General features: G+C 68.5%; 17 protein-coding genes. 16 read left to right on the forward strand and 1 reads right to left on the reverse strand.

The genetic code is table 11. The annotated features are described in order from the left end of the window. The first annotated feature begins 6 nt into the window (after positions 1–6). The 16 genes from rsmH (at position 7) to ACNQFN_RS05860 (ending at position 17,922) form a co-directional block, all read left to right on the forward strand. Positions 7–954, forward strand: coding sequence for a 16S rRNA (cytosine(1402)-N(4))-methyltransferase RsmH (gene rsmH / locus ACNQFN_RS05785; protein WP_418648232.1), 948 nt, complete (start codon positions 7–9; stop codon positions 952–954). Further along, entirely contained in the window at positions 951–1,220 is a 270-nt protein-coding gene (gene ftsL / locus ACNQFN_RS05790; RefSeq protein WP_068636006.1) for a cell division protein FtsL, read from the forward strand. Before rsmH ends, ftsL begins: the two co-directional genes overlap by 4 nt. Further along, positions 1,217–2,989 carry a peptidoglycan D,D-transpeptidase FtsI family protein gene (locus ACNQFN_RS05795; RefSeq protein ID WP_068636007.1) on the forward strand — a complete coding sequence of 591 codons (1,773 nt, stop codon included), beginning with the start codon at positions 1,217–1,219 and terminating at the stop codon, positions 2,987–2,989. Before ftsL ends, ACNQFN_RS05795 begins: the two co-directional genes overlap by 4 nt. Next, positions 2,990–4,489 carry a UDP-N-acetylmuramoyl-L-alanyl-D-glutamate--2,6-diaminopimelate ligase gene (locus ACNQFN_RS05800; RefSeq protein ID WP_418648233.1) on the forward strand — a complete coding sequence of 500 codons (1,500 nt, stop codon included), beginning with the start codon at positions 2,990–2,992 and terminating at the stop codon, positions 4,487–4,489. Beyond that, the gene (locus ACNQFN_RS05805; protein ID WP_418648234.1) at positions 4,486–5,898 is read left to right on the forward strand and encodes a UDP-N-acetylmuramoyl-tripeptide--D-alanyl-D-alanine ligase; all 1,413 of its coding nucleotides are present in this window, start codon (positions 4,486–4,488) and stop codon (positions 5,896–5,898) included. Before ACNQFN_RS05800 ends, ACNQFN_RS05805 begins: the two co-directional genes overlap by 4 nt. Position 5,899: 1 nt before the next feature. Continuing rightward, on the forward strand, positions 5,900–6,988 hold the full coding sequence (mraY, locus tag ACNQFN_RS05810; protein WP_068636010.1) for a phospho-N-acetylmuramoyl-pentapeptide-transferase: 1,089 nt from the start codon (positions 5,900–5,902) through the stop codon (positions 6,986–6,988). Continuing rightward, positions 6,985–8,388, forward strand: coding sequence for a UDP-N-acetylmuramoyl-L-alanine--D-glutamate ligase (gene murD / locus ACNQFN_RS05815; protein WP_418648235.1), 1,404 nt, complete (start codon positions 6,985–6,987; stop codon positions 8,386–8,388). Before mraY ends, murD begins: the two co-directional genes overlap by 4 nt. After that, positions 8,385–9,611 (forward strand): putative lipid II flippase FtsW, encoded by a 1,227-nt coding sequence (gene ftsW / locus ACNQFN_RS05820; protein WP_088178851.1) that lies wholly within the window; start codon positions 8,385–8,387, stop codon positions 9,609–9,611. Before murD ends, ftsW begins: the two co-directional genes overlap by 4 nt. Next, entirely contained in the window at positions 9,608–10,678 is a 1,071-nt protein-coding gene (gene murG, locus ACNQFN_RS05825) for an undecaprenyldiphospho-muramoylpentapeptide beta-N-acetylglucosaminyltransferase (RefSeq protein WP_418648236.1), read from the forward strand. Before ftsW ends, murG begins: the two co-directional genes overlap by 4 nt. A gap of 96 nt (positions 10,679–10,774) precedes the next feature. Beyond that, positions 10,775–12,190 carry a UDP-N-acetylmuramate--L-alanine ligase gene (murC, locus tag ACNQFN_RS05830; protein WP_418648237.1) on the forward strand — a complete coding sequence of 472 codons (1,416 nt, stop codon included), beginning with the start codon at positions 10,775–10,777 and terminating at the stop codon, positions 12,188–12,190. Beyond that, on the forward strand, positions 12,187–13,101 hold the full coding sequence (locus ACNQFN_RS05835) for a D-alanine--D-alanine ligase (RefSeq protein ID WP_418648238.1): 915 nt from the start codon (positions 12,187–12,189) through the stop codon (positions 13,099–13,101). The genes murC and ACNQFN_RS05835 overlap by 4 nt, the downstream gene beginning before the upstream one ends. Then, complete coding sequence (locus tag ACNQFN_RS05840; RefSeq protein ID WP_418648239.1) at positions 13,094–13,963, forward strand: cell division protein FtsQ/DivIB; 870 nt, start codon at positions 13,094–13,096, stop codon at positions 13,961–13,963. The genes ACNQFN_RS05835 and ACNQFN_RS05840 overlap by 8 nt, the downstream gene beginning before the upstream one ends. Beyond that, positions 13,963–15,192 carry a cell division protein FtsA gene (gene ftsA, locus ACNQFN_RS05845; protein WP_068636015.1) on the forward strand — a complete coding sequence of 410 codons (1,230 nt, stop codon included), beginning with the start codon at positions 13,963–13,965 and terminating at the stop codon, positions 15,190–15,192. The genes ACNQFN_RS05840 and ftsA overlap by 1 nt, the downstream gene beginning before the upstream one ends. Positions 15,193–15,349: 157 nt before the next feature. Beyond that, positions 15,350–16,498 carry a cell division protein FtsZ gene (gene ftsZ / locus ACNQFN_RS05850; RefSeq protein ID WP_068636016.1) on the forward strand — a complete coding sequence of 383 codons (1,149 nt, stop codon included), beginning with the start codon at positions 15,350–15,352 and terminating at the stop codon, positions 16,496–16,498. 280 nt (positions 16,499–16,778) lie between these two features. Next, on the forward strand, positions 16,779–17,705 hold the full coding sequence (gene lpxC, locus ACNQFN_RS05855; RefSeq protein ID WP_418648240.1) for a UDP-3-O-acyl-N-acetylglucosamine deacetylase: 927 nt from the start codon (positions 16,779–16,781) through the stop codon (positions 17,703–17,705). A gap of 28 nt (positions 17,706–17,733) precedes the next feature. Further along, positions 17,734–17,922 carry a hypothetical protein gene (locus tag ACNQFN_RS05860; protein WP_068636018.1) on the forward strand — a complete coding sequence of 63 codons (189 nt, stop codon included), beginning with the start codon at positions 17,734–17,736 and terminating at the stop codon, positions 17,920–17,922. A 45-nt stretch (positions 17,923–17,967) separates the two neighbouring features. Here ACNQFN_RS05860 and ACNQFN_RS05865 read toward each other — a convergent pair whose 3' ends face one another. Then, positions 17,968–18,399 carry a DciA family protein gene (locus ACNQFN_RS05865; protein ID WP_418648241.1) on the reverse strand — a complete coding sequence of 144 codons (432 nt, stop codon included), beginning with the start codon at positions 18,397–18,399 and terminating at the stop codon, positions 17,968–17,970. Positions 18,400–18,482 lie beyond the last annotated feature (83 nt).

Genomic DNA, 18,482 nt, shown 5'->3' on the forward strand with positions numbered 1-18,482 from the left:
ACCGCGATGAATGCTGCCGAAGTGCCTGCTGCCCACGTCACCGTGCTGCTGAAAGAGGCGCTCGATGCGCTCGACGTCAAGCCGGGCGGGGTGTACGTCGACGGCACTTTCGGCCGTGGCGGACATAGCCGCGCCGTGCTCGAACGGCTCGGGCCGGCGGGGCGGCTGATCGCCTTCGACCGCGATCCGGCGGCGATTGCGGCGGGCCGGGCACTGGGTGATGCACGGCTGACGCTGGTGCATGAGGCTTTCAGCTCGCTGGACGCAGTGCTGGGCGAGCTGGGTGTGGTGCAGGTGGATGGGGTGTTGCTGGATCTCGGGGTGTCCTCACCCCAGCTCGACGAGGCGGCGCGAGGCATGAGCTTTCGCTTCGATGCGCCGCTGGACATGCGTATGGATACCAGCCGCGGGCAGACCGTGGCGGACTGGCTGGCGGAAGCGTCCGTCGGCCGGATGACGGAGGTGATCAGGGATTATGGCGAGGAACGGTTTGCTCATGCGATTGCAAAGGCGATTGCAACTGCTCGGACAGGGGGGGCTGTTGCAACCACTGGACAACTTGCCGCGATCGTGGAAAAAGCGGTCCGTACACGCGAGCCGGGGCAGCACCCGGCGACACGCACCTTCCAGGCTCTACGGATTTTCATCAATCAGGAGCTCGAGGAGCTGACGCGCGTGCTGCCTGCCTGCGTGAACCGTCTCGGTACGGGCGGGCGGCTGGTGGTGATCAGCTTCCATTCCCTCGAAGACCGCATCGTCAAGCGTTTCATGCGTGACGAATCCCGTCCGCCAGTGCTGCCGGCCCGGTTGCCGATCCGTGCCGCCGAGCTGCCGCCGCCCCGCCTGCGCCTGATCGGCAAGGCGCTGCGGCCGGCTGCCGCGGAAGTGGCGGCCAACCCCCGTTCGCGCAGCGCGGTGATGCGGGTGGCCGAACGCGCCGGGAGCGAAGCATGAAGATGCGCTTCGATGCCGTGCTGGTGGCGCTGACGGTGGCGAGTGCGCTGGGGGTGGTCTCCGCCCAGCACCAGGCCCGCAAGCTGTATGCCGAGTTCGAGCGCGAGCAGGCGCGGGCGCACAGCCTCGAAGTGGAATGGGGTCAATTGCAACTTGAACAAAGCACCTGGGCAGCGCATGCCCGGGTGGAAAAGCTCGCGCGGGAAAGGTTGGGCATGCGCCCGCCCGTGCCGGGCCAGGTCCTGGTGGTGGAGCCGTCATCATGAAGAAGAACCAGCGCGCGGTCACCTTCAATCACAACCCCTTGCTCAAGCGCGAGCTGCCGATGTGGCGCCCGCGCTTTCTGCTGCTCGCGCTGCTGGCGGGGTCGATGACCCTGGCCGGGCGCGCCCTGTATCTGCAGGGCGTCAATAACGATTTCCTGCAGGCCAAGGGCGAGTCGCGCTATGCGCGCACGATCGAGATTCCGGCCACGCGCGGCCGCATCACCGACCGCCACGGCGACATGCTGGCGGTCAGCACGCCGGTGCGTTCGGTATGGGCAATGCCGGCCGACGCCAAGCTCGAACCCGCGCAGGTGCGCGAACTGGCGCGGATGCTGGAAATGGATGTGCGCGAGCTCAACGAGAAGCTCGCCAGCCAGCGTGATTTCGTCTACCTGAAGCGCCAGCTGTCGCCGGAAGTGGCCCAGCGCATCGCCGATCTCGAACTGCCCGGCATCCACCAGCAGCGCGAGTTCCGCCGCTACTACCCGGGCGGCGAAGTGATGGCGCACATTCTCGGCTTCACCAACGTCGAGGACCGGGGCCAGGAAGGCATCGAACTGGCCTTCGACAAGCAGCTCGCCGGCGAGCCCGGCCTGCGCCGCGTGATCAAGGACCGCCGCGGCCAGATCATCGAAGGTGCCGAGGCCGTCCGCCCGCCGCGCGAAGGCGAGGAGGTGGCGCTGTCGATCGACGGCAAGATCCAGTACCTCGCCTGGTCGGCGCTGCGCGACACGATGAAGGAGCACAAGGCCAAGGCGGGCGCGGCGGTGGTCATCGATTCGCGCAGCGGCGAGATCCTCGCGATGGTGAATGCGCCGACCTTCAACCCCAACAACCGCCGCAACCTGACCGGTGAACAGTTGCGCAACCGGGTGTTCACCGACAGTTTCGAGCCGGGCTCGATCATGAAACCGTTCATTGCCGGGTTGGCGCTCGACCGCGGCAAGGTCAGGCCGACGACGATGATCGATGCGACTGCTGGCCGCATGACCATCGGCACGGCGACGATTTCGGATTCGCATCGCCATGCCAAGCCGATGACCGTCGCCGAGGTCATCCAGAAGTCCTCCAACATCGGCACGGTCAAGCTCGCCCAGCATTTCACGCCGACCGAGATGTGGCAGCTGTTCGACGACCTGGGCTTCGGCAAGCCGCTCAATCTGGGCTTCCCGGGTGAAAGCGGCGGGCGGCTGCGCCCGGCCAAGAGCTGGAAGCCGATCGAGCAGGCGACGATGTCCTACGGCCACGGCATTTCGGTCAGCCTGATCCAGATGGCACGCGCCTATCTCGCCTTTGCACGCGATGGCGAACTCGTTCCGCTGTCGTTGACCCGCCTCGAAGGCAGGCCCAGCAATGGACGGCGGATCTTCTCGGTCGAGACCGCGCGGGCGATGCGCACGATGCTGGAGTCGGTGACCCAGACCGGCGGCACCGCGACCAGGGCCCAGGTGGCCGGCTACCGCGTCGGCGGCAAGACCGGCACCGCGCTGAAGATCGAGAACGGCCGCTACGTCAAGCGCTACATCGCCTCCTTCGTCGGCTTCGCGCCGGTTTCGAACCCGCGCCTGGTCGTCGCCGTGATGATCGACGAGCCGAGCGCCGGCAGCTACTACGCCGGCACCGTGGTCGGACCGCTGTTCTCGCGCATCATGGAAGGCTCGTTGCGCTCGCTGGGCGTGGCGCCGGACGCGCCGCTGACGCCGCTGCATCTTGCCCGTCGCCAGAGCGAAGAAAGCGAGGCGGCCGGCGTGGCGCAGGAGAGCATGTAAATGGGCAGGGTCGCCTCGATCCTGGCCTGCCTGCGTGCGGCGGGCGTGCAGCCTGCCGGCATCACCGCCGACTCGCGCAAGCTCGGCGCCGGCGAAGTGTTCGCGGCATGGCCGGGTTTTCGTACCGACGGCCGCCGCTACCTGGCTTCGGCGATCGAGGGGGGGGCTGCGGCCGTGCTGTGGGAAAGCGCCGACGGCTTCAACCCGGGTCACCTGCCGGTGCCGTCGCTGCCGGTCGAAGGTCTGCGCGAGCTTGCCGGGCATCTCGCTCACGAGATCTACGGCCATCCGTCCGAAAAGCTCTGGCTGGCGGGCGTGACCGGGACCAACGGCAAGACGACGGTGAGCCAGATGCTCGCTGCCGCGCTGCAGGGCCTGGGGACGTGCTGCGGCATCGTCGGCACGCTCGGCAACGGCTTTCCGGGGGAACTGGAGAGCGCGCTCAACACCACGCCCGACGCACTGGAACTGCATCGGCTGCTGGCCGGCTTCGTTGCGGCCGGCGCGGGCGCGGCGGTGATGGAAGTGTCGTCGATCGGCCTCGACCAGGGCAGGGTGAACGGCGCCTGCTTCGATGCGGTGATCTTCACCAACCTGAGCCGCGACCACCTCGATTATCACGGCTCGATGGAAGTCTATGGCGAGGCCAAGTCCCGCCTGTTCGCGCTGGGCAGCAGCGCGGCCGCGATCATCAACATCGACGATCCGTTCGGGCTGATGCTGGCGCGGCGCCTGGCCGGCGAAGGCCGCGAGGTGATCGCCTGCACGCTGTACCAGGCCAATGCCGATGCCGTGCCCGGCGCGCGCGTGCTGTTCGCCGACCGGCTGCAGTCGTCCGCCACCGGCTTCCGCTTCGCGCTGCACTGGGACGGGCGCACTGTGGACGTCCAGGTGCGCGTGGTCGGGCATTTCAACGTCTCCAACCTGTTGCTGGTCGCCGCGGCCCTGCTCGTCCACGGTCTTCCGTTCGACGAACTGGCACCGCATCTGGCGCGCCTGCAGCCGCCGGAAGGGCGCATGCAACTGGTGGGCGGCGTCTGCGAACCGCTGATCGTGATCGACTACGCGCATACGCCGGACGCGCTCGCCCAGGTGCTCGAATCCCTGCGGCCGACGGTGAACTCGCGCCAGGGCAGGCTGGTCTGCGTGTTCGGCTGCGGCGGTGATCGCGATCCCGGCAAGCGGCCGATCATGGGCGAGGTGGCGCGCCGGTTGGCCGATCGCGTCATCGTCACCAGCGACAATCCGCGTACCGAGGATCCGCAGAAGATCCTCGAAGCGGTTGCGGCCGGGGCGGGGCCGGCAGCCGAGTGCATCGTCGATCGCGCCCGGGCGATCGGCTTCGCCGTCGCCGAAGCGGCGGCGGACGACGTGGTGGTGATCGCCGGCAAGGGCCACGAGCCTTACCAGGAAATCCATGGCCGGCGCCTGCCGTTCTCCGATCTCGAACAGGCCGATCTTGCCCTGCGCGCCTGGCATGCCCGAGGTGCGCAGCGATGATGAGCCTGCAGGATGCGGCCCGCGCGCTCGCCGCGCACGGCGCGCATGCCACCGCCATGGTGCGTTTCGGCAGTGTCGGCAGCGACAGCCGGGCGCTGGTGCCGGGCCAGCTGTTCGTCGCTCTGCGGGGCGAGCGCTTCGACGGCCATGCTTTCGTCGGCACCGCGGCCGAGGCCGGCGCGGCGGCTGCGCTGGTGGATGCGCGCTGGTTCGCCGAAAACCCCGCGCCGGCGCTGCCGGTGGTGGTGGTCGACGATACCCGGCGCGCGCTCGGCACGCTGGCCGCGGCCTGGCGCGCGCGCTTCGCACTGCCGCTGATCGGCATCACCGGCAGCAACGGCAAGACCACGGTGAAGGAAATGTGCGCCGCCATCCTGCGCGCCCAGGCCCGCCGCGAGGGCTTCGGCGACGAGTCGGTGCTGGCGACGCAGGGCAACCTGAACAACGACATCGGCCTGCCGCTGACCCTGCTCGGCCTGCGCGACTTCCACCGCGCCGCGGTGATCGAGATGGGCATGAACCAGCCGGGCGAGATCGCCTATCTCACCGGGCTGGCGCAGCCGACGGTGGCGATCGTCAACAATGCCCAGCGCGCGCACCTGCAGGGCATGGGCACGCTGGACGAAGTCGCGCAGGAGAAGGGCGCGATCTACGGCGGGCTCGGTACGGCCGGCGCCGCCGTGATCAATGCCGACGATCCGCATGCGGACGGCTGGCGCCGCCTCAACGACGGGCGCCGGATTGTGACATTCGGTATCGACCGCGCTGCCGACGTGCGCGGACAAGCTACCCTTCGCGGCCTCGGCTCGCGGGTGGGACTCGACACGCCGCAGGGCCGCATCGAATTCGCGCTGCAGGTGCCCGGCCTGCACAACGTGCGTAACGCCGTCGGCGCCGCCGCGGCCTGCCTGGCGGCCGGTGCGACACTCGAAGCGGTGGCCGAAGGCCTGGCTGCCTTCGCCGGCAGCCGCGGCCGCCTGCAGCGGCGCGAAGGCTTGAGCGGCGCGGTGATCCTGGACGATTCCTACAACGCCAATCCCGACTCCGTGCGTGCCGGGATCGACGTGCTGGCGGCGATGCCGGGCCATACCTGGCTGGTGCTGGGCGACATGGGCGAAGTGGGCGAAACCAGCGCCCAGGTGCACGACGAGATCGGCGGCTACGCCAAGAGCAAGGGCATCGACGGCCTGTTCGCGCTGGGCGACATGACGGCGGTGGCGGTGCGCAATTTCGGCGAGGGCGGACACCACTTCAACTCGCCCGAAGCACTGGTCCGGGCGCTGTCGGCACGGCTCGATGCGGACTCGGTGGTGTTGGTGAAAGGCTCGCGCTTCATGCGTATGGAAAGAGTGGCGGATGCGCTTGCGGCAGTGCACAATCCTGCCCCTTCGAACGGAACCGGCTCCTGACATGCTGTTGGAAATCGCACTCTGGCTAGGCCAGGACATTCGTGGCTTCAACGTCTTCGGCTACATCACGCTGCGGACGGTGCTGGCCGCGCTGACCGCGCTGGCGATCTCGCTGATCGCCGGCCCCGGCGTCATCCGCTGGCTGGCGGCCAAGAAGATCGGCCAGGCGGTGCGCGACGACGGCCCCAAGTCGCACCTGACCAAGGCCGGCACGCCGACCATGGGCGGCGCGCTGATCCTGATCTCGATCGGCATCACCGTGCTGCTGTGGGGCGACCTGAAGAACGACTACGTCTGGGTGACGCTGCTCGTCACCCTCGGCTTCGGCGCCGTCGGCTGGGTGGATGACTGGCGCAAGGTCGTGCACCGCGACCCCAAGGGGCTGGCCAGCCGCTGGAAGTATTTCTGGACCTCGGCGATCGCGCTGGCGGCGGCGATCTACCTCGGCCTCAGCGCCGACACGCCGGCGCAGACCGAGCTGATCGTGCCCTTCTTCAAGGCCGTGGCCTATCCGCTGGGCATCGTCGGCTTCGTCGCGCTGACCTATTTCGTCATCAACGGCACCAGCCACGCGGTCAACCTCACCGACGGCCTCGACGGCCTGGCGATCATGCCGACGGTGATGGTGGCCGGCGCGCTGGCGATCTTCGCCTACGTCGCCGGCCATGCCGGCTTCGCCAAGTACCTCGGCGTGCCCTACGTTGCCGGCGCGGGCGAACTGGCGGTGTTCTGCGGCGCGATCTGCGGCGCCGGGCTGGGCTTCCTGTGGTTCAACGCCTATCCGGCCGAAGTGTTCATGGGCGACGTCGGCGCGCTGGCGCTGGGCGCGGCGCTGGGCACCATCGCGGTCATCGTGCGCCAGGAGATCGTGCTCTTCATCATGGGCGGGCTGTTCGTCGCCGAGACCCTGTCGGTGATGGTGCAGGTGCTGTACTTCAAGGCCAGCGGCGGCAAGCGCATCTTCCGCATGGCGCCGCTGCACCACCACTACGAGCTGGGTGGCTGGAAGGAAACGCAGGTGGTGGTCCGCTTCTGGATCATCACCATCATGCTGGTGCTGTTCGGGTTGTCGACGCTGAAACTGAGATGAGCGAACTGACGGGCAAACACGTTCTGGTGCTCGGGCTCGGCGAATCGGGCCTGGCGATGGCGCGCTGGTGCGCGCTGCGCGGCGCGCGCCTGCGCGTCGCCGACAGCCGTGCCGTGCCGCCCGGCCTCGAGGCGCTGCGCGAGGACGCGCCGCTGGCCGAAATCGTCAGCGGCGGCTTCGGCGCCGAAGTGCTCGATGGCATCGATCTCGTCGCTCTCAGCCCCGGGCTCGATCCGCGCACCGGCGTCGCCGCCGAAGCCTGCCGCCGCGGCCTGCCCGTCACCGGCGAAATGAGCCTGCTGGCGCAGGCGCTGGCCGAACTCGGCGTGCGCGGGCGCAGCCGCATCCTCGCCATCACCGGCACCAACGGCAAGACCACGACCACGGCGCTGACTGCCGCGCTGGCGCAGTCGGCGGGCATCGACGCGGTCGCCGCCGGCAACATCAGCCCGGCGGCGCTCGACGTGCTGATGGAGCGCCTGGAACTGGGCATCGAGCTGCCCGCCTGCTGGGTGCTGGAGCTGTCCAGCTTCCAGCTCGAGACTCTGGACGGCCTGGATGCCGAGGCGGCGACGGTGCTGAACGTCAGCGACGACCATCTGGACCGCTATGCCGGCGTCGAGGCCTATGCCGTGACCAAGGCCGCGATCTTCCAGGGGCAGGGCGTGCAGGTGCTGAACCGCCAGGACGCGCGCGTCGCGGCGATGGCGCTGCCGGGCCGCCGGGTGATCCGCTTCGGTGTCGACGCTCCGCACGGCGCCGAGACGGATTACGGCATCGCCTGCCACGACGGCGCCGACTGGCTGGTGCGCGGCCACCAGCCGCTGCTGGCGCTGGCCGAGCTGGCGCTGGCCGGGCGTCACAACGCCGCCAACGCGCTGGCCGCGCTGGCGCTGTGCGAAGCCGGACTGGACATGGCACCCGCGCAGTTGATTGCCGGCCTGCGTGCCTTCCGCGGCTTGCCGCACCGTGTCGAGCTGGTCGCCGAGCGCGCCGACGGCGTGCGCTTCTACGACGATTCCAAGGGCACCAACGTCGGCGCGACGGTCGCCGCGCTGGACGGCTTCGACCGTCCGGTGGTGTTGATCGCCGGCGGCGACGGCAAGGGTCAGGATTTCTCGCCGCTCGCGCCCGCGGTCGCCGGCAGGGCGCGCGCGGTACTGCTGATCGGCCGCGATGCGGCCCTGATCGAAGCTGCATTGGCAGGTACAGGTGTTCCGCTGGAGCATGCTGCCGATCTCGAAACCGCGGTTGTTCGTGCCGCTGAACTGGCGCAGCAAGGGGATGCGGTGCTGCTGTCCCCCGCCTGCGCCAGCTTCGACATGTTCCGCGGCTATGCCCATCGCGCCGAAGTGTTCATTGCCGCGGTGCGGCGCTTGCCGGAGGTCGACGCGCGATGAAACTCGGCTCCAGCCTGACGAACATGTTCTCCGCCGTTTCGGGCAAGTCCGCGGCGCCGAGAGGGGGCGATCGCTTCGCGCGCGGCGGCAACTCGATGCGCGAACTCGATCCGCTGCTGATCTGGTCGGCCATCGGCTTGCTGCTGCTCGGACTGGTGATGGTGTATTCGGCTTCGATCGCGATCGCCGAAGGCAGCCGTTTCACCAACTACCAGCCCTATTACTTCGTCGCGCGCCATGCGGTGTTCATGGCCGTCGGCATCGGCTGCGGGCTGCTCGCCTTCCAACTGCCGATGGCGCGCTGGCAGCAACTGGCGATGCCCTTGTTCGTGGCCGGTGTGGTGCTGCTGATCGTGGTGCTGATTCCGGGCGTGGGGCGCGAAGTCAATGGCGCGCAGCGCTGGCTGTCGCTCGGGCCGGTCAACCTGCAGCCGTCGGAGTTGATGAAGATCTTCGCCGCGCTGTATGCCGCCGACTACACGGTGCGCAAGCTCGACGCCATGAGCAGCTTCAAGCGCGGCTTCCTGCCGATGATGGCGGTGATCCTGTTCGTCGGCTTCCTGCTGCTGCGCGAGCCGGACTTCGGCGCCTTCGTCGTCATCACCACGATCGCCTTCGGCGTGCTCTTCCTCGGCGGCATCAATGGCCGCGTGTTCGCGCTGCTGGCGATCGCCGCGGTGATCGGTTTCGTCATCCTGATTCTGGTGTCGCCCTACCGCCTGGAGCGCGTGCTCGGCTTCATGGACCCGTGGAAGGATGCCTTCGGCAAGGGCTACCAGCTGTCGCACGCGCTGATCGCGTTCGGCCGCGGCGAATGGTTCGGCGTCGGCCTGGGGGCGAGCGTGGAGAAGCTGTTCTACCTGCCCGAGGCGCATACCGATTTCCTGCTCGCGGTCATCGCCGAGGAGCTCGGCTTCGTCGGCATCATCGCGGTCATCGCCATGTTCGCGGTGCTGGTGCAGCGCGCCTTCGTGATCGGCCGCGAGGCGATCCGGCTCGAACGCTACTTCGCCGGCCTGGTGGCGCAGGGCATCGGCCTGTGGATCGGCGTGCAGTCCTTCATCAACATGGGCGTCAACATGGGCCTGCTGCCCACCAAGGGCCTGACCCTGCCGCTGATGAGCTTCGGCGGCTCGAGCATCGTCGCCAACTGCATCGCGCTGGCGATCCTGCTGCGCTGCGACTGGGAAGTGCGGCAACTGAAGCGCGGGGTCCAGCCATGAAGACGCTGATGGTCATGGCCGGCGGCACCGGCGGCCACATCTTCCCCGGCATCGCGGTGGCCGAAGCCCTGCGCGAGCACGGCTGGCGCATCGTCTGGATGGGCAATCCGGACGGCATGGAAGCCCGCATCGTGCCGGCGCGCGGCTACGACACCGCCTGGGTGCGCTTCGGCGCGCTGCGCGGCAAGGGCCTGGTGCGCAAGCTGATGCTGCCGCTGAACCTGCTGTCCGGCTTCTGGCAGGCGCTGCGCGCGCTGCGCCGCAGCCGGCCCGACGTGGTGCTGGGCATGGGCGGCTACATCACCTTCCCCGGCGGCATGATGGCGGCGCTGCTCGGCCGTCCGCTGGTGCTGCACGAGCAGAACTCGGTGGCGGGGCTGGCCAACCGCGTGCTGGCCGGCGTCGCCGAGCGGGTGCTGACGGGTTTCCCCGAGGTGCTGGGGAAAGGCCGCTGGGTCGGCAACCCGGTGCGCGCCGAGATCGCCGCAGTGGCGCCGCCGGGCGAGCGTTTCGCCGGCCGCGAAGGGCCACTGAAGCTTCTCGTCGTCGGCGGCAGCCTCGGCGCGGCGGCGCTCAACGACGCGGTGCCGGCCGCGCTCGCCCGCCTGCCGGCCGACGCCCGGCCGCAGGTGCTGCACCAGGCGGGCGAGAAGCAGATCGAGGCCTTGCACGCCGCGTATGCGAGCGCGCAGGTGGAGGGCGATCTACGTCCCTTCATCGACGACATGGCGAGCGCCTACGCGGAGGCCGACCTGGTGATCTGCCGCGCTGGCGCGCTGACGGTGTCCGAACTCGCTGCGGTGGGGGCGGCCAGCCTGCTGGTGCCCTTCCCGTACGCGGTGGACGATCACCAGACCGGCAATGCCCGCTTCCTCGCCGATCGCGGCGCGGCCTATCTGCTGCCGCAGACCGAACTCAACGCCGAACGGCTGGCCGGCATCCTCGCCAGCATCGACCGTCCGCGCCTGCTGCAGATGGCGGAGAACGCCCGTGCCCTGGCCTGCCCGCAGGCGGCTGCCGAAGTGGCGCGCGTCTGCGAGGCACTGGCCGGCGGAGACAGGACATGAAGCACAAGCTCGGGAACATCCATTTCGTCGGAGCATGGGCTCGCGACGCCAAGGCGCCGTTCGGGGCGCTGCTCGACCGCCATGAGGAATATGGCCGTGAAGCATAAGGTCAGGAACATCCACTTCGTCGGCATCGGTGGCTCCGGCATGAGCGGCATCGCCGAAGTGCTGGTGAACCAGGGCTATGCGGTGAGCGGCTCCGATCTCGGCGACAACGCCGCGACGCGCCGGCTGCAGAAGATGGGCGCTCGCGTCATGCGCGGCCATTCGGCTGGCAACGTCGCCGGCGCCGACGTGCTGGTGGCTTCCACCGCGGTCAAGCCGGACAACCCGGAAGTGGTGGCGGCGCGCGAGCGCAACATCCCGGTCGTGCCGCGCGCGCTGATGCTGGCCGAGCTGATGCGCTTCAAGCAGGGCATCGCCATCGCCGGCACCCACGGCAAGACCACCACCACCTCGCTGGTGGCGAGCATCCTCGCCGAAGGCGGCATCGACCCGACCTTCGTCATCGGCGGCCGGCTCAACGCTGCCGGCGCCAACGCGCGCCTCGGCAAGGGCGAGTACCTGGTGGCCGAGGCCGACGAGTCGGATGCGTCTTTCCTGCTGCTGAGCCCGATGGTCGCGGTCGTCACCAACATCGACGCCGACCACATGGACACCTACGGCCACGATTTCGGCCGGGTCAAGCAGGCTTTCGTCGATTTCCTGCAGCGGCTGCCGTTCTACGGCGTCGCCGTGCTGTGCGAGGACGACGCCAACGTGCGCGAGATCATGCCGCAGGTGTCGAAGCAGATCGTGCGCTACGGCCTGTCGCCGAGCGCCAGCATCCGCGCCGAGAACGTGCGCGCTGACGGCGGGCGGATGCTGTTCGACTGCGTGCGGGTCAATGGCTCGACCACGCGGCTGCCGATCGAGCTCAACCTGCCCGGCATGCATAACGTGCTCAATGCGCTGGCGGCGATCGCGGTGGCGACCGAAGTGCAGGTGCCGGACGAAGCCATCGTCAAGGCGCTGGCGGACTTCAGCGGCGTCGGCCGCCGCTTCCAGCGCTACGGCGAAGTGCAGTTGGTCGATCTGGACGGCGACGAGGCCGGCAGCTTCACGCTGGTGGACGACTACGGCCATCACCCGGTGGAAATGGCGGCGACGATCGCTGCGGCGCGCGGCGCTTTCCCGGGCCGTCGCCTGGTGCTGGCCTTCCAGCCCCATCGCTACACCCGCACGCGCGACTGCTTCGAGGACTTCGTCAAGGTGCTGTCCTCGGTCGATGGCCTGCTGCTGGCCGAAGTCTATGCCGCCGGCGAAGCGCCGATCGTCGCCGCCGACGGGCGCTCGCTGGCGCGTGCGATACGCGTCGCCGGCAGCGTCGAGCCGGTGTTCGTCGAGGACATCGCCGACATGCCGAAGATGATTTTGTCCACCGCGCGCGACGGCGACGTGGTGATCACCATGGGCGCGGGCAGCATCGGCGCGGTGCCGGGCAAGCTCGCATCGATCGAGGACGTGACGTGAAGGCGCGCTTCGGCAAGGTTGCGGTGCTGTTCGGCGGAACATCGGCCGAACGCGAGGTGTCCTTGATGTCCGGCGCGGCGGTGCTGGCCGCGCTGCAGGGCGCCGGCGTGGATGCGCATGCCTTCGATCCGGCCGAGCGCGACCTGCACGCGCTGAAGGACGAAGGCTTCGAGCGCGCCTTCATCGCCCTGCACGGCCGCGGCGGCGAGGATGGCACGGTGCAGGGCGCGCTGGAACTGATGGGCATTCCCTACACCGGCAGCGGCGTGATGGCTTCGGCGCTGTCGATGGACAAGTGGCGCACCAAGATGGTGTGGCTGGCCTGCGGCCTGCCGACGCCGCGCTACGCCATTCTCGATGCCGGCACCGACTGGGATGCGGTGGTGGCCGAGCTCGGCCTGCCGATCTACGTCAAGCCGGTGCATGAAGGCTCGAGCATGGGCGCGACCAAGGTCGTTGCCGCGGAGCAGTTGCAGGCGGCCTGGGAGCTGGCGGCGCGCTACGACAGCCTGGTGATCGCCGAGGAATTCATCGAAGGCCAGGAGCTGACCGCGCCCTTCCTCGAAGACCAGGCACTGCCGCTGGTGCGCATCGTCGCGCCGGACGGCAACTACGACTACCAGCACAAGTATTTCACCGACGACACCCGCTACGACTGCCCCTGCGGCCTGCCGGCCGGGCAGGAGGCCGAACTGCGGGCACTGGTGATGAAGTCCGCGCGCGTGCTCGGCTGCCGCGGCTGGGGCCGCGGCGACCTGATCCTGACCGTCGAAGGCAAGCCCTACCTGCTGGAAATGAACACTTCGCCCGGCATGACCAGCCATTCGCTGGTGCCGATGTCGGCGCGTGTGGCCGGGCTGGAGTTCGACGCCCTGTGCCTGAAGATTCTCGAAGGAGCCCGTCTTGGCTGAAGTCGGTGCCCGGCCCGCGGCCGTTCGTCCTGCCGCCATCCGTTCCGCCCGACCGGCGGCGCGGGCGGCCGCGGCGCGCGACGGCAAGGGGCTGTGGCACAGGCCGGCGCTGCTGAACCTGATTTCCGACCTGCTGACGCTGCTGGGGGCGGTCGGCCTGGGCTGGGCGCTGGTGATCTGGTTCGTGTCGCGGCCGCTGTTCCCGATCGGCGAGGTCGTGGTGCTGACGCCGCCGGCGCAGGTCACCGGGGAGCAACTCGAGTACGCCGCGCGTACCGCGATCGACGGCAATTTCTTCACCGTCGATCTGGAGGCGGTGAAGGCGACCTTCGAGAAGCTGCCCTGGGTGCGCAAGGCCGAGGTGCGCCGGCGCTGGCCCGATGCGCTCGAACTGCGCATCGAGGAGCACCAGGCGGTGGCCTACTGGACGGTGTCCGACAGCGGCGACGCGCGGCTGGTCAATGCGCAGGGCGAAGTCTTCGTCGCGGCCAGCGACGCCGACATGCCGCATTTCGACGGGCCGCAGGGGACCTCGGGCTGGCTGCTGGCGCGCCATGGCGAATTTTCCGAACTGCTGCAGCCGATGGGCGTGCGGCTGGTCGGACTGGTGCTGTCGGCGCGTGAAGCCTGGCAGCTCAAGCTCGACAACGGCCTGGTGATCATGCTCGGCCGCGAGCAGGAACGGTCTCTACTCGCCGACCGGCTCAAGCGCTTCATCGCGGTGTGGCCGCGAGTGCGCGAGCAGGTCGACATCGACATCAAGGTGGCGGATCTGCGCTACCCGAGCGGGTTTGCGCTGACGCCGACCGACGGCACGGTGCTGCTGCAAGCCGCGCCGCAAAGTGGCAGAAAGGGCAGGTAATGAGCAAGGAATACAAGGAACTGATCGTCGGACTCGACATCGGCACGACCAAGGTGACCTGCATGGTGGCCGAGGTGCGGCCCGACGGCCGGCTCAACGTCGTCGGCCTGGGCACCCAGCCCACCAACGGCCTCAAGCGCGGCGTGGTGGTCAATATCGAAGCCACGGTGGATGCGATCTCGCGCGTGCTGCAGGAGGTCGAGCTGATGGCCGAATGCAAGATCCACGACGTCTATACCGGCATCGCCGGCAGCCACATCAAGAGCTTCAACTCCAGCGGCACCGTGGCGATCAAGGAGAAGGAAGTCACGCCGACCGACGTCGATCGGGTGATCGAGGTCGCACGGGCGATGCCGATTCCGGCCGAGCAGCAGATCCTGCACATCCTGACCCAGGAATTCATCATCGACGGCCAGGGCGGCGTGCGCGAGCCGATCGGCATGAGCGGCGTGCGCCTGGAGGTGAAGGTGCACATCGTCACCGGCGCGGTGTCGGCGGCGCAGAACGTGATCAAGTGCGTGCGCCGCTGCGGCCTGGAAGTCATGGACCTGAGCCTGCAGCCGCTCGCTTCCAGCTATGCGGTGCTGACCGAGGACGAGAAGGAGCTGGGGGTCTGCATGGTGGACATCGGCGGCGGCACGACCGACATCGCGGTGTTCACCCAGGGCGCGATCCGGCACACCGCGGTGATTCCGGTGGCGGGCGACCAGATCACCAACGACATCGCCATGGCGCTGCGCACGCCGACCGCCGAGGCCGAGGAAATCAAGATCCGCCACGGCGTGGCGATGCACCAGATGGCCGACCCGGAAGAGATGATCGAAGTGCCCGGCGTGGGCGACCGGCCGCCGCGCAAATTGTCGCGCCAGGCGCTGGCCGACGTCATCGAGCCGCGCGTGTCCGAGCTGTTCGAACTGGTGCAGGCCGAGCTGCGCCGCAGCGGCTACGAGGAACTGCTGTCGTCCGGCATCGTGCTGACCGGCGGTTCGGCGGTGATGCGCGGCATGGCCGAGCTGGGCGAGGACGTGTTCCACATGCCGGTGCGCGTGGGCGCGCCGCAGTACGACGGCGGCCTGGCGGACGTGGTCTGCCAGCCGCGCTACTCCACCGCGATGGGCCTGGTCATGGAAGGCGCGGCGCAGCGCCGGCGGGGTTTCCAGGCACGCGACACGCGCAGCGTGAAACAGTTCTTCGGCCGCATGAAGTCATGGTTCGAACGCAATTTCTGAGCGGACGCGAAAAGTCCAGGAATTTTGTCATGGTGTCATTTTGTATGAAGGCCGATTTGGCAGCCCGTATTTAGTATTACACTTTCCGAAATTTACTAGATGCAGGCGGATCGGCATTCGTTGTTGAGCAGGGCCGTTAATTCAGGAGGCGAGGCAAATGTTTGAAATCGTTGAGAAGGAACCGTCCGGTACGGTCATCAAGGTGATCGGTGTCGGTGGCGCGGGTGGCAACGCCGTCGACCACATGATCCGTGAAGGGGTGAAGGGGGTGCATTTCATCACCGCCAACACCGACGCCCAGGCGCTGAACCGCTGCCTGGCGTCCCACAAGGTCCAGCTCGGCAGCACCGGCCTCGGCGCCGGCTCCAAGCCGGAAGCCGGACGTGCCGCGGCGCAGGAGTCGCGCGAGGAGATCGCCGCCGCGCTGGAAGGCGCGCACATGGTGTTCATCACCGGCGGCATGGGCGGCGGCACCGGCACCGGCGCTGCGCCGGTGGTGGCCGAGATCGCCAAGGAGATGGGCATCCTGACCGTCGCCGTGGTGACCAAGCCATTCGACTTCGAGAACCGCATCCGCGTCGCCGAAAGCGGCGTCGAGGAGCTGACCCGCCATGTCGACTCGCTGATCGTCGTGCTCAACGACAAGCTGCTCGACGTCTATGGCGACGATGCCGGCTTCGAGGAGTGCTTCCGTTCGGCCGACAACGTGCTGCGCTCGGCTGTCGGCGGCATTGCCGAGATCATCAACGTCCCCGGCCTGGTCAACGTCGACTTCCAGGACGTGCGCACCGCGATGGCCGAAATGGGCCGCGCGATGATGGGCTCGGCCGAAGCCGCCGGCATGGACCGCGCCCGCATCGCCGCCGAACAGGCCGCGGTGTCGCCGCTGCTCGAAGGCACCGAGCTGTCGGGCGCGCGCTGCGTGCTGATCAACATCACCGCCAGCAAGTCGCTGAAGATGTCCGAAGTGCGCGACGCGGTGAAGACCGTGCAGGCCTTCGCCGCGCCCGAGGCCTTCGTCAAGTACGGCACGGTGTTCGAGGAAAGCATGGAGGACCGCATCCGCATCACCGTCGTCGCGACCGGCCTCGGTGCGCCGCGTTCGGCCCGCCAGCCGATCATGGAAGTGGTGAAGGGCACCGGTACCTACGGCCCGGCGATGGGCGGCAGCGGCGCGGTCGACATGAACAGCCTCGACGTGCCGGCGGTGATGCGCACCGGCCGCCGCACCACGGTCGAAGCGATGAGCACCAGCGGCGTCGGCACCTACGACATTCCGGCTTTCCTGCGCCGCCAGGCCGACTGACCGCCGTCTGCGCCGATGCCGGGTGCCGCTTCGCGGTGCCTGAGGTCCGACGGACATCTGCCGTGAACCGCCGCCTCCGGTTCGCGGCAGATGCCCGTTTCGTCCTGGGGCGGCAGTGCTTGCATGCCTGCTCCCCGTTTCCATGGCCCATCCCGCGAGTGGGGGAGAGGAGCTGAGCGGCGGCGGGGGTGTCCATGCAACAGCTTTGCTGCATTGCACCCATAGTCCGTACCGTCGGCGGGTGCGTGCTAAACTGCTGGCCGATATAAGGAATTTAACAATGATCAGGCAGCGCACCCTCAAATCCATCGTCAAGGCCACCGGCGTCGGTCTGCACGGCGGGCGCAAGGTGACGCTGGTGCTGCGTCCGGCGGCACCGGACACCGGCATCGTCTTCCACCGCGTCGATCTCGATCCGCCGCTGACCCTGCCGGCCGATCCCTACGCCGTCTGCGACACGCGGATGTGCTCGGGCCTGGAGAAGAACGGCGAGAAGGTCGGCACCGTCGAGCATCTGATGTCGGCGCTGGCCGGCCTCGGCATCGACAACCTGCACGTCGATGTCGATGCGCCCGAGATCCCCATCCTCGACGGCAGCTCCGCGCCCTTCGTGTTCCTGCTGCAGTCGGCAGGCATCGAGGAGCAGAAGGCGCCGAAGAAGTTCCTGCGCGTGAAGAAGCCGGTCGAATACCGCGAAGGCGACAAGTGGGTGCGCCTCGACCCCTACGACGGCTTCAGCCTCGAATTCTCCATCGTCTTCGACCATCCCGCGATCGACCGCACGGCGACCTCGGTCAAGGTCGATTTCGCCACCCACTCCTACATCCGCGACGTCGCCCGCGCGCGCACCTTCGGCTTCATGCAGGACGTGGAGTTCATGCAGTCCAACGGCCTCGCACTCGGCGGCAGCCTCGACAACGCGATCGTGATGGACGAGTACCGTGTGCTCAACGCCGAGGGGTTGCGCTACGCCGACGAATTCGTCAAGCACAAGGTGCTCGATGCCATCGGCGACCTCTACCTGTGCGGCCATCCGCTGCTGGCGTCCTATACGGCGCACAAGGCCGGCCATGCGCTGAACAACCAGATCCTGCGCGTGCTGCTCGAAGACCGCGAAGCCTGGGAGATCGTCAGCTTCGAGCAGCCCAGGGCCGCGCCGCCGGCCGTCGTCCACCAGTTCGGCGACGCCCTGCCGGCCCGGGCCTGATGCCGGCCACGATCACGGAGCGACGGCGATGCTGATCATGCGTCTGCTGCTGTTGCTGGCGGTGCTCGCCATCGGCGGCTCGGTGATCCTGTGGCTGATCACCGGCAACCCGCGCTTCAAGCTGTGGGCGTGGAAGGCTTTCCGCATCGTCGTCGTGCTGCTGCTGGCCGTGCTGGCCTTGTTCGCCATCGAGCGCGTGCTGGTGCCGATGATCTGAACGGCCTTGGGCCGCCTGTTTTCGCGCCCGCCACTTTTCCCGCTGCTACTCGCGCCCGCGCCTGACCAGGCGCTCGAGAGATTCGCGCAAGGGTGAATCCGGTGGCAGCGAGGCGGCGAACTCCGACAGATTGGCCTTGGCATCGGCCGAAATGTGGCGCTCCGTCGCGGGTGGGCGCCAGGCCGTCTGTTCCGGCGTCCCGACCTTGACCCTGATCGTACCCAGCGCGTGGCCGGCGCGCAGGAAATGCTCCTGCAGGCTGGGCAGCATCTGCTTGAGCCGCACCGCGGTGGCGCCGTTGCGCGTGCTGATGACCAGCACGTCGTCCTTCAGGTTGGCCACATGGCACTGCTCCGCCAGTTGCAGGGGCAGCGCGGCTTCCAGCGTGCCCTGCAGCCGCCGCAGGCGGGCGGCGTGGTCCTGCAGGCGGGCGAGGGATTCGGCGCTGCCGAGAAAACGATGGAGAAGGCGGCTCATGGGGCGTGGGAAAGGAGGAATGCGGAAGGTCGTGCCGTGGTGCGCAGTGGGGCGCCCTGCGCGGCATGATAAACTCGCGCCTT

The organism is Thauera butanivorans (genome assembly GCF_048398245.1).
Classification (GTDB): domain Bacteria; phylum Pseudomonadota; class Gammaproteobacteria; order Burkholderiales; family Rhodocyclaceae; genus Thauera; species Thauera butanivorans.

Coding starts and splice junctions, on each gene's coding strand:
- rsmH (WP_418648232.1), top strand. CDS start 7: ATGAATGCTGCCGAAGTGCCTGCTGCCCACGTCACCGTGCTGCTGAAA.
- ftsL (WP_068636006.1), top strand. CDS start 951: ATGAAGATGCGCTTCGATGCCGTGCTGGTGGCGCTGACGGTGGCGAGT.
- ACNQFN_RS05795 (WP_068636007.1), top strand. CDS start 1,217: ATGAAGAAGAACCAGCGCGCGGTCACCTTCAATCACAACCCCTTGCTC.
- ACNQFN_RS05800 (WP_418648233.1), top strand. CDS start 2,990: ATGGGCAGGGTCGCCTCGATCCTGGCCTGCCTGCGTGCGGCGGGCGTG.
- ACNQFN_RS05805 (WP_418648234.1), top strand. CDS start 4,486: ATGATGAGCCTGCAGGATGCGGCCCGCGCGCTCGCCGCGCACGGCGCG.
- mraY (WP_068636010.1), top strand. CDS start 5,900: ATGCTGTTGGAAATCGCACTCTGGCTAGGCCAGGACATTCGTGGCTTC.
- murD (WP_418648235.1), top strand. CDS start 6,985: ATGAGCGAACTGACGGGCAAACACGTTCTGGTGCTCGGGCTCGGCGAA.
- ftsW (WP_088178851.1), top strand. CDS start 8,385: ATGAAACTCGGCTCCAGCCTGACGAACATGTTCTCCGCCGTTTCGGGC.
- murG (WP_418648236.1), top strand. CDS start 9,608: ATGAAGACGCTGATGGTCATGGCCGGCGGCACCGGCGGCCACATCTTC.
- ftsA (WP_068636015.1), top strand. CDS start 13,963: ATGAGCAAGGAATACAAGGAACTGATCGTCGGACTCGACATCGGCACG.
- ftsZ (WP_068636016.1), top strand. CDS start 15,350: ATGTTTGAAATCGTTGAGAAGGAACCGTCCGGTACGGTCATCAAGGTG.
- lpxC (WP_418648240.1), top strand. CDS start 16,779: ATGATCAGGCAGCGCACCCTCAAATCCATCGTCAAGGCCACCGGCGTC.
- ACNQFN_RS05860 (WP_068636018.1), top strand. CDS start 17,734: ATGCTGATCATGCGTCTGCTGCTGTTGCTGGCGGTGCTCGCCATCGGC.
- ACNQFN_RS05865 (WP_418648241.1), bottom strand. CDS start 18,399: ATGAGCCGCCTTCTCCATCGTTTTCTCGGCAGCGCCGAATCCCTCGCC.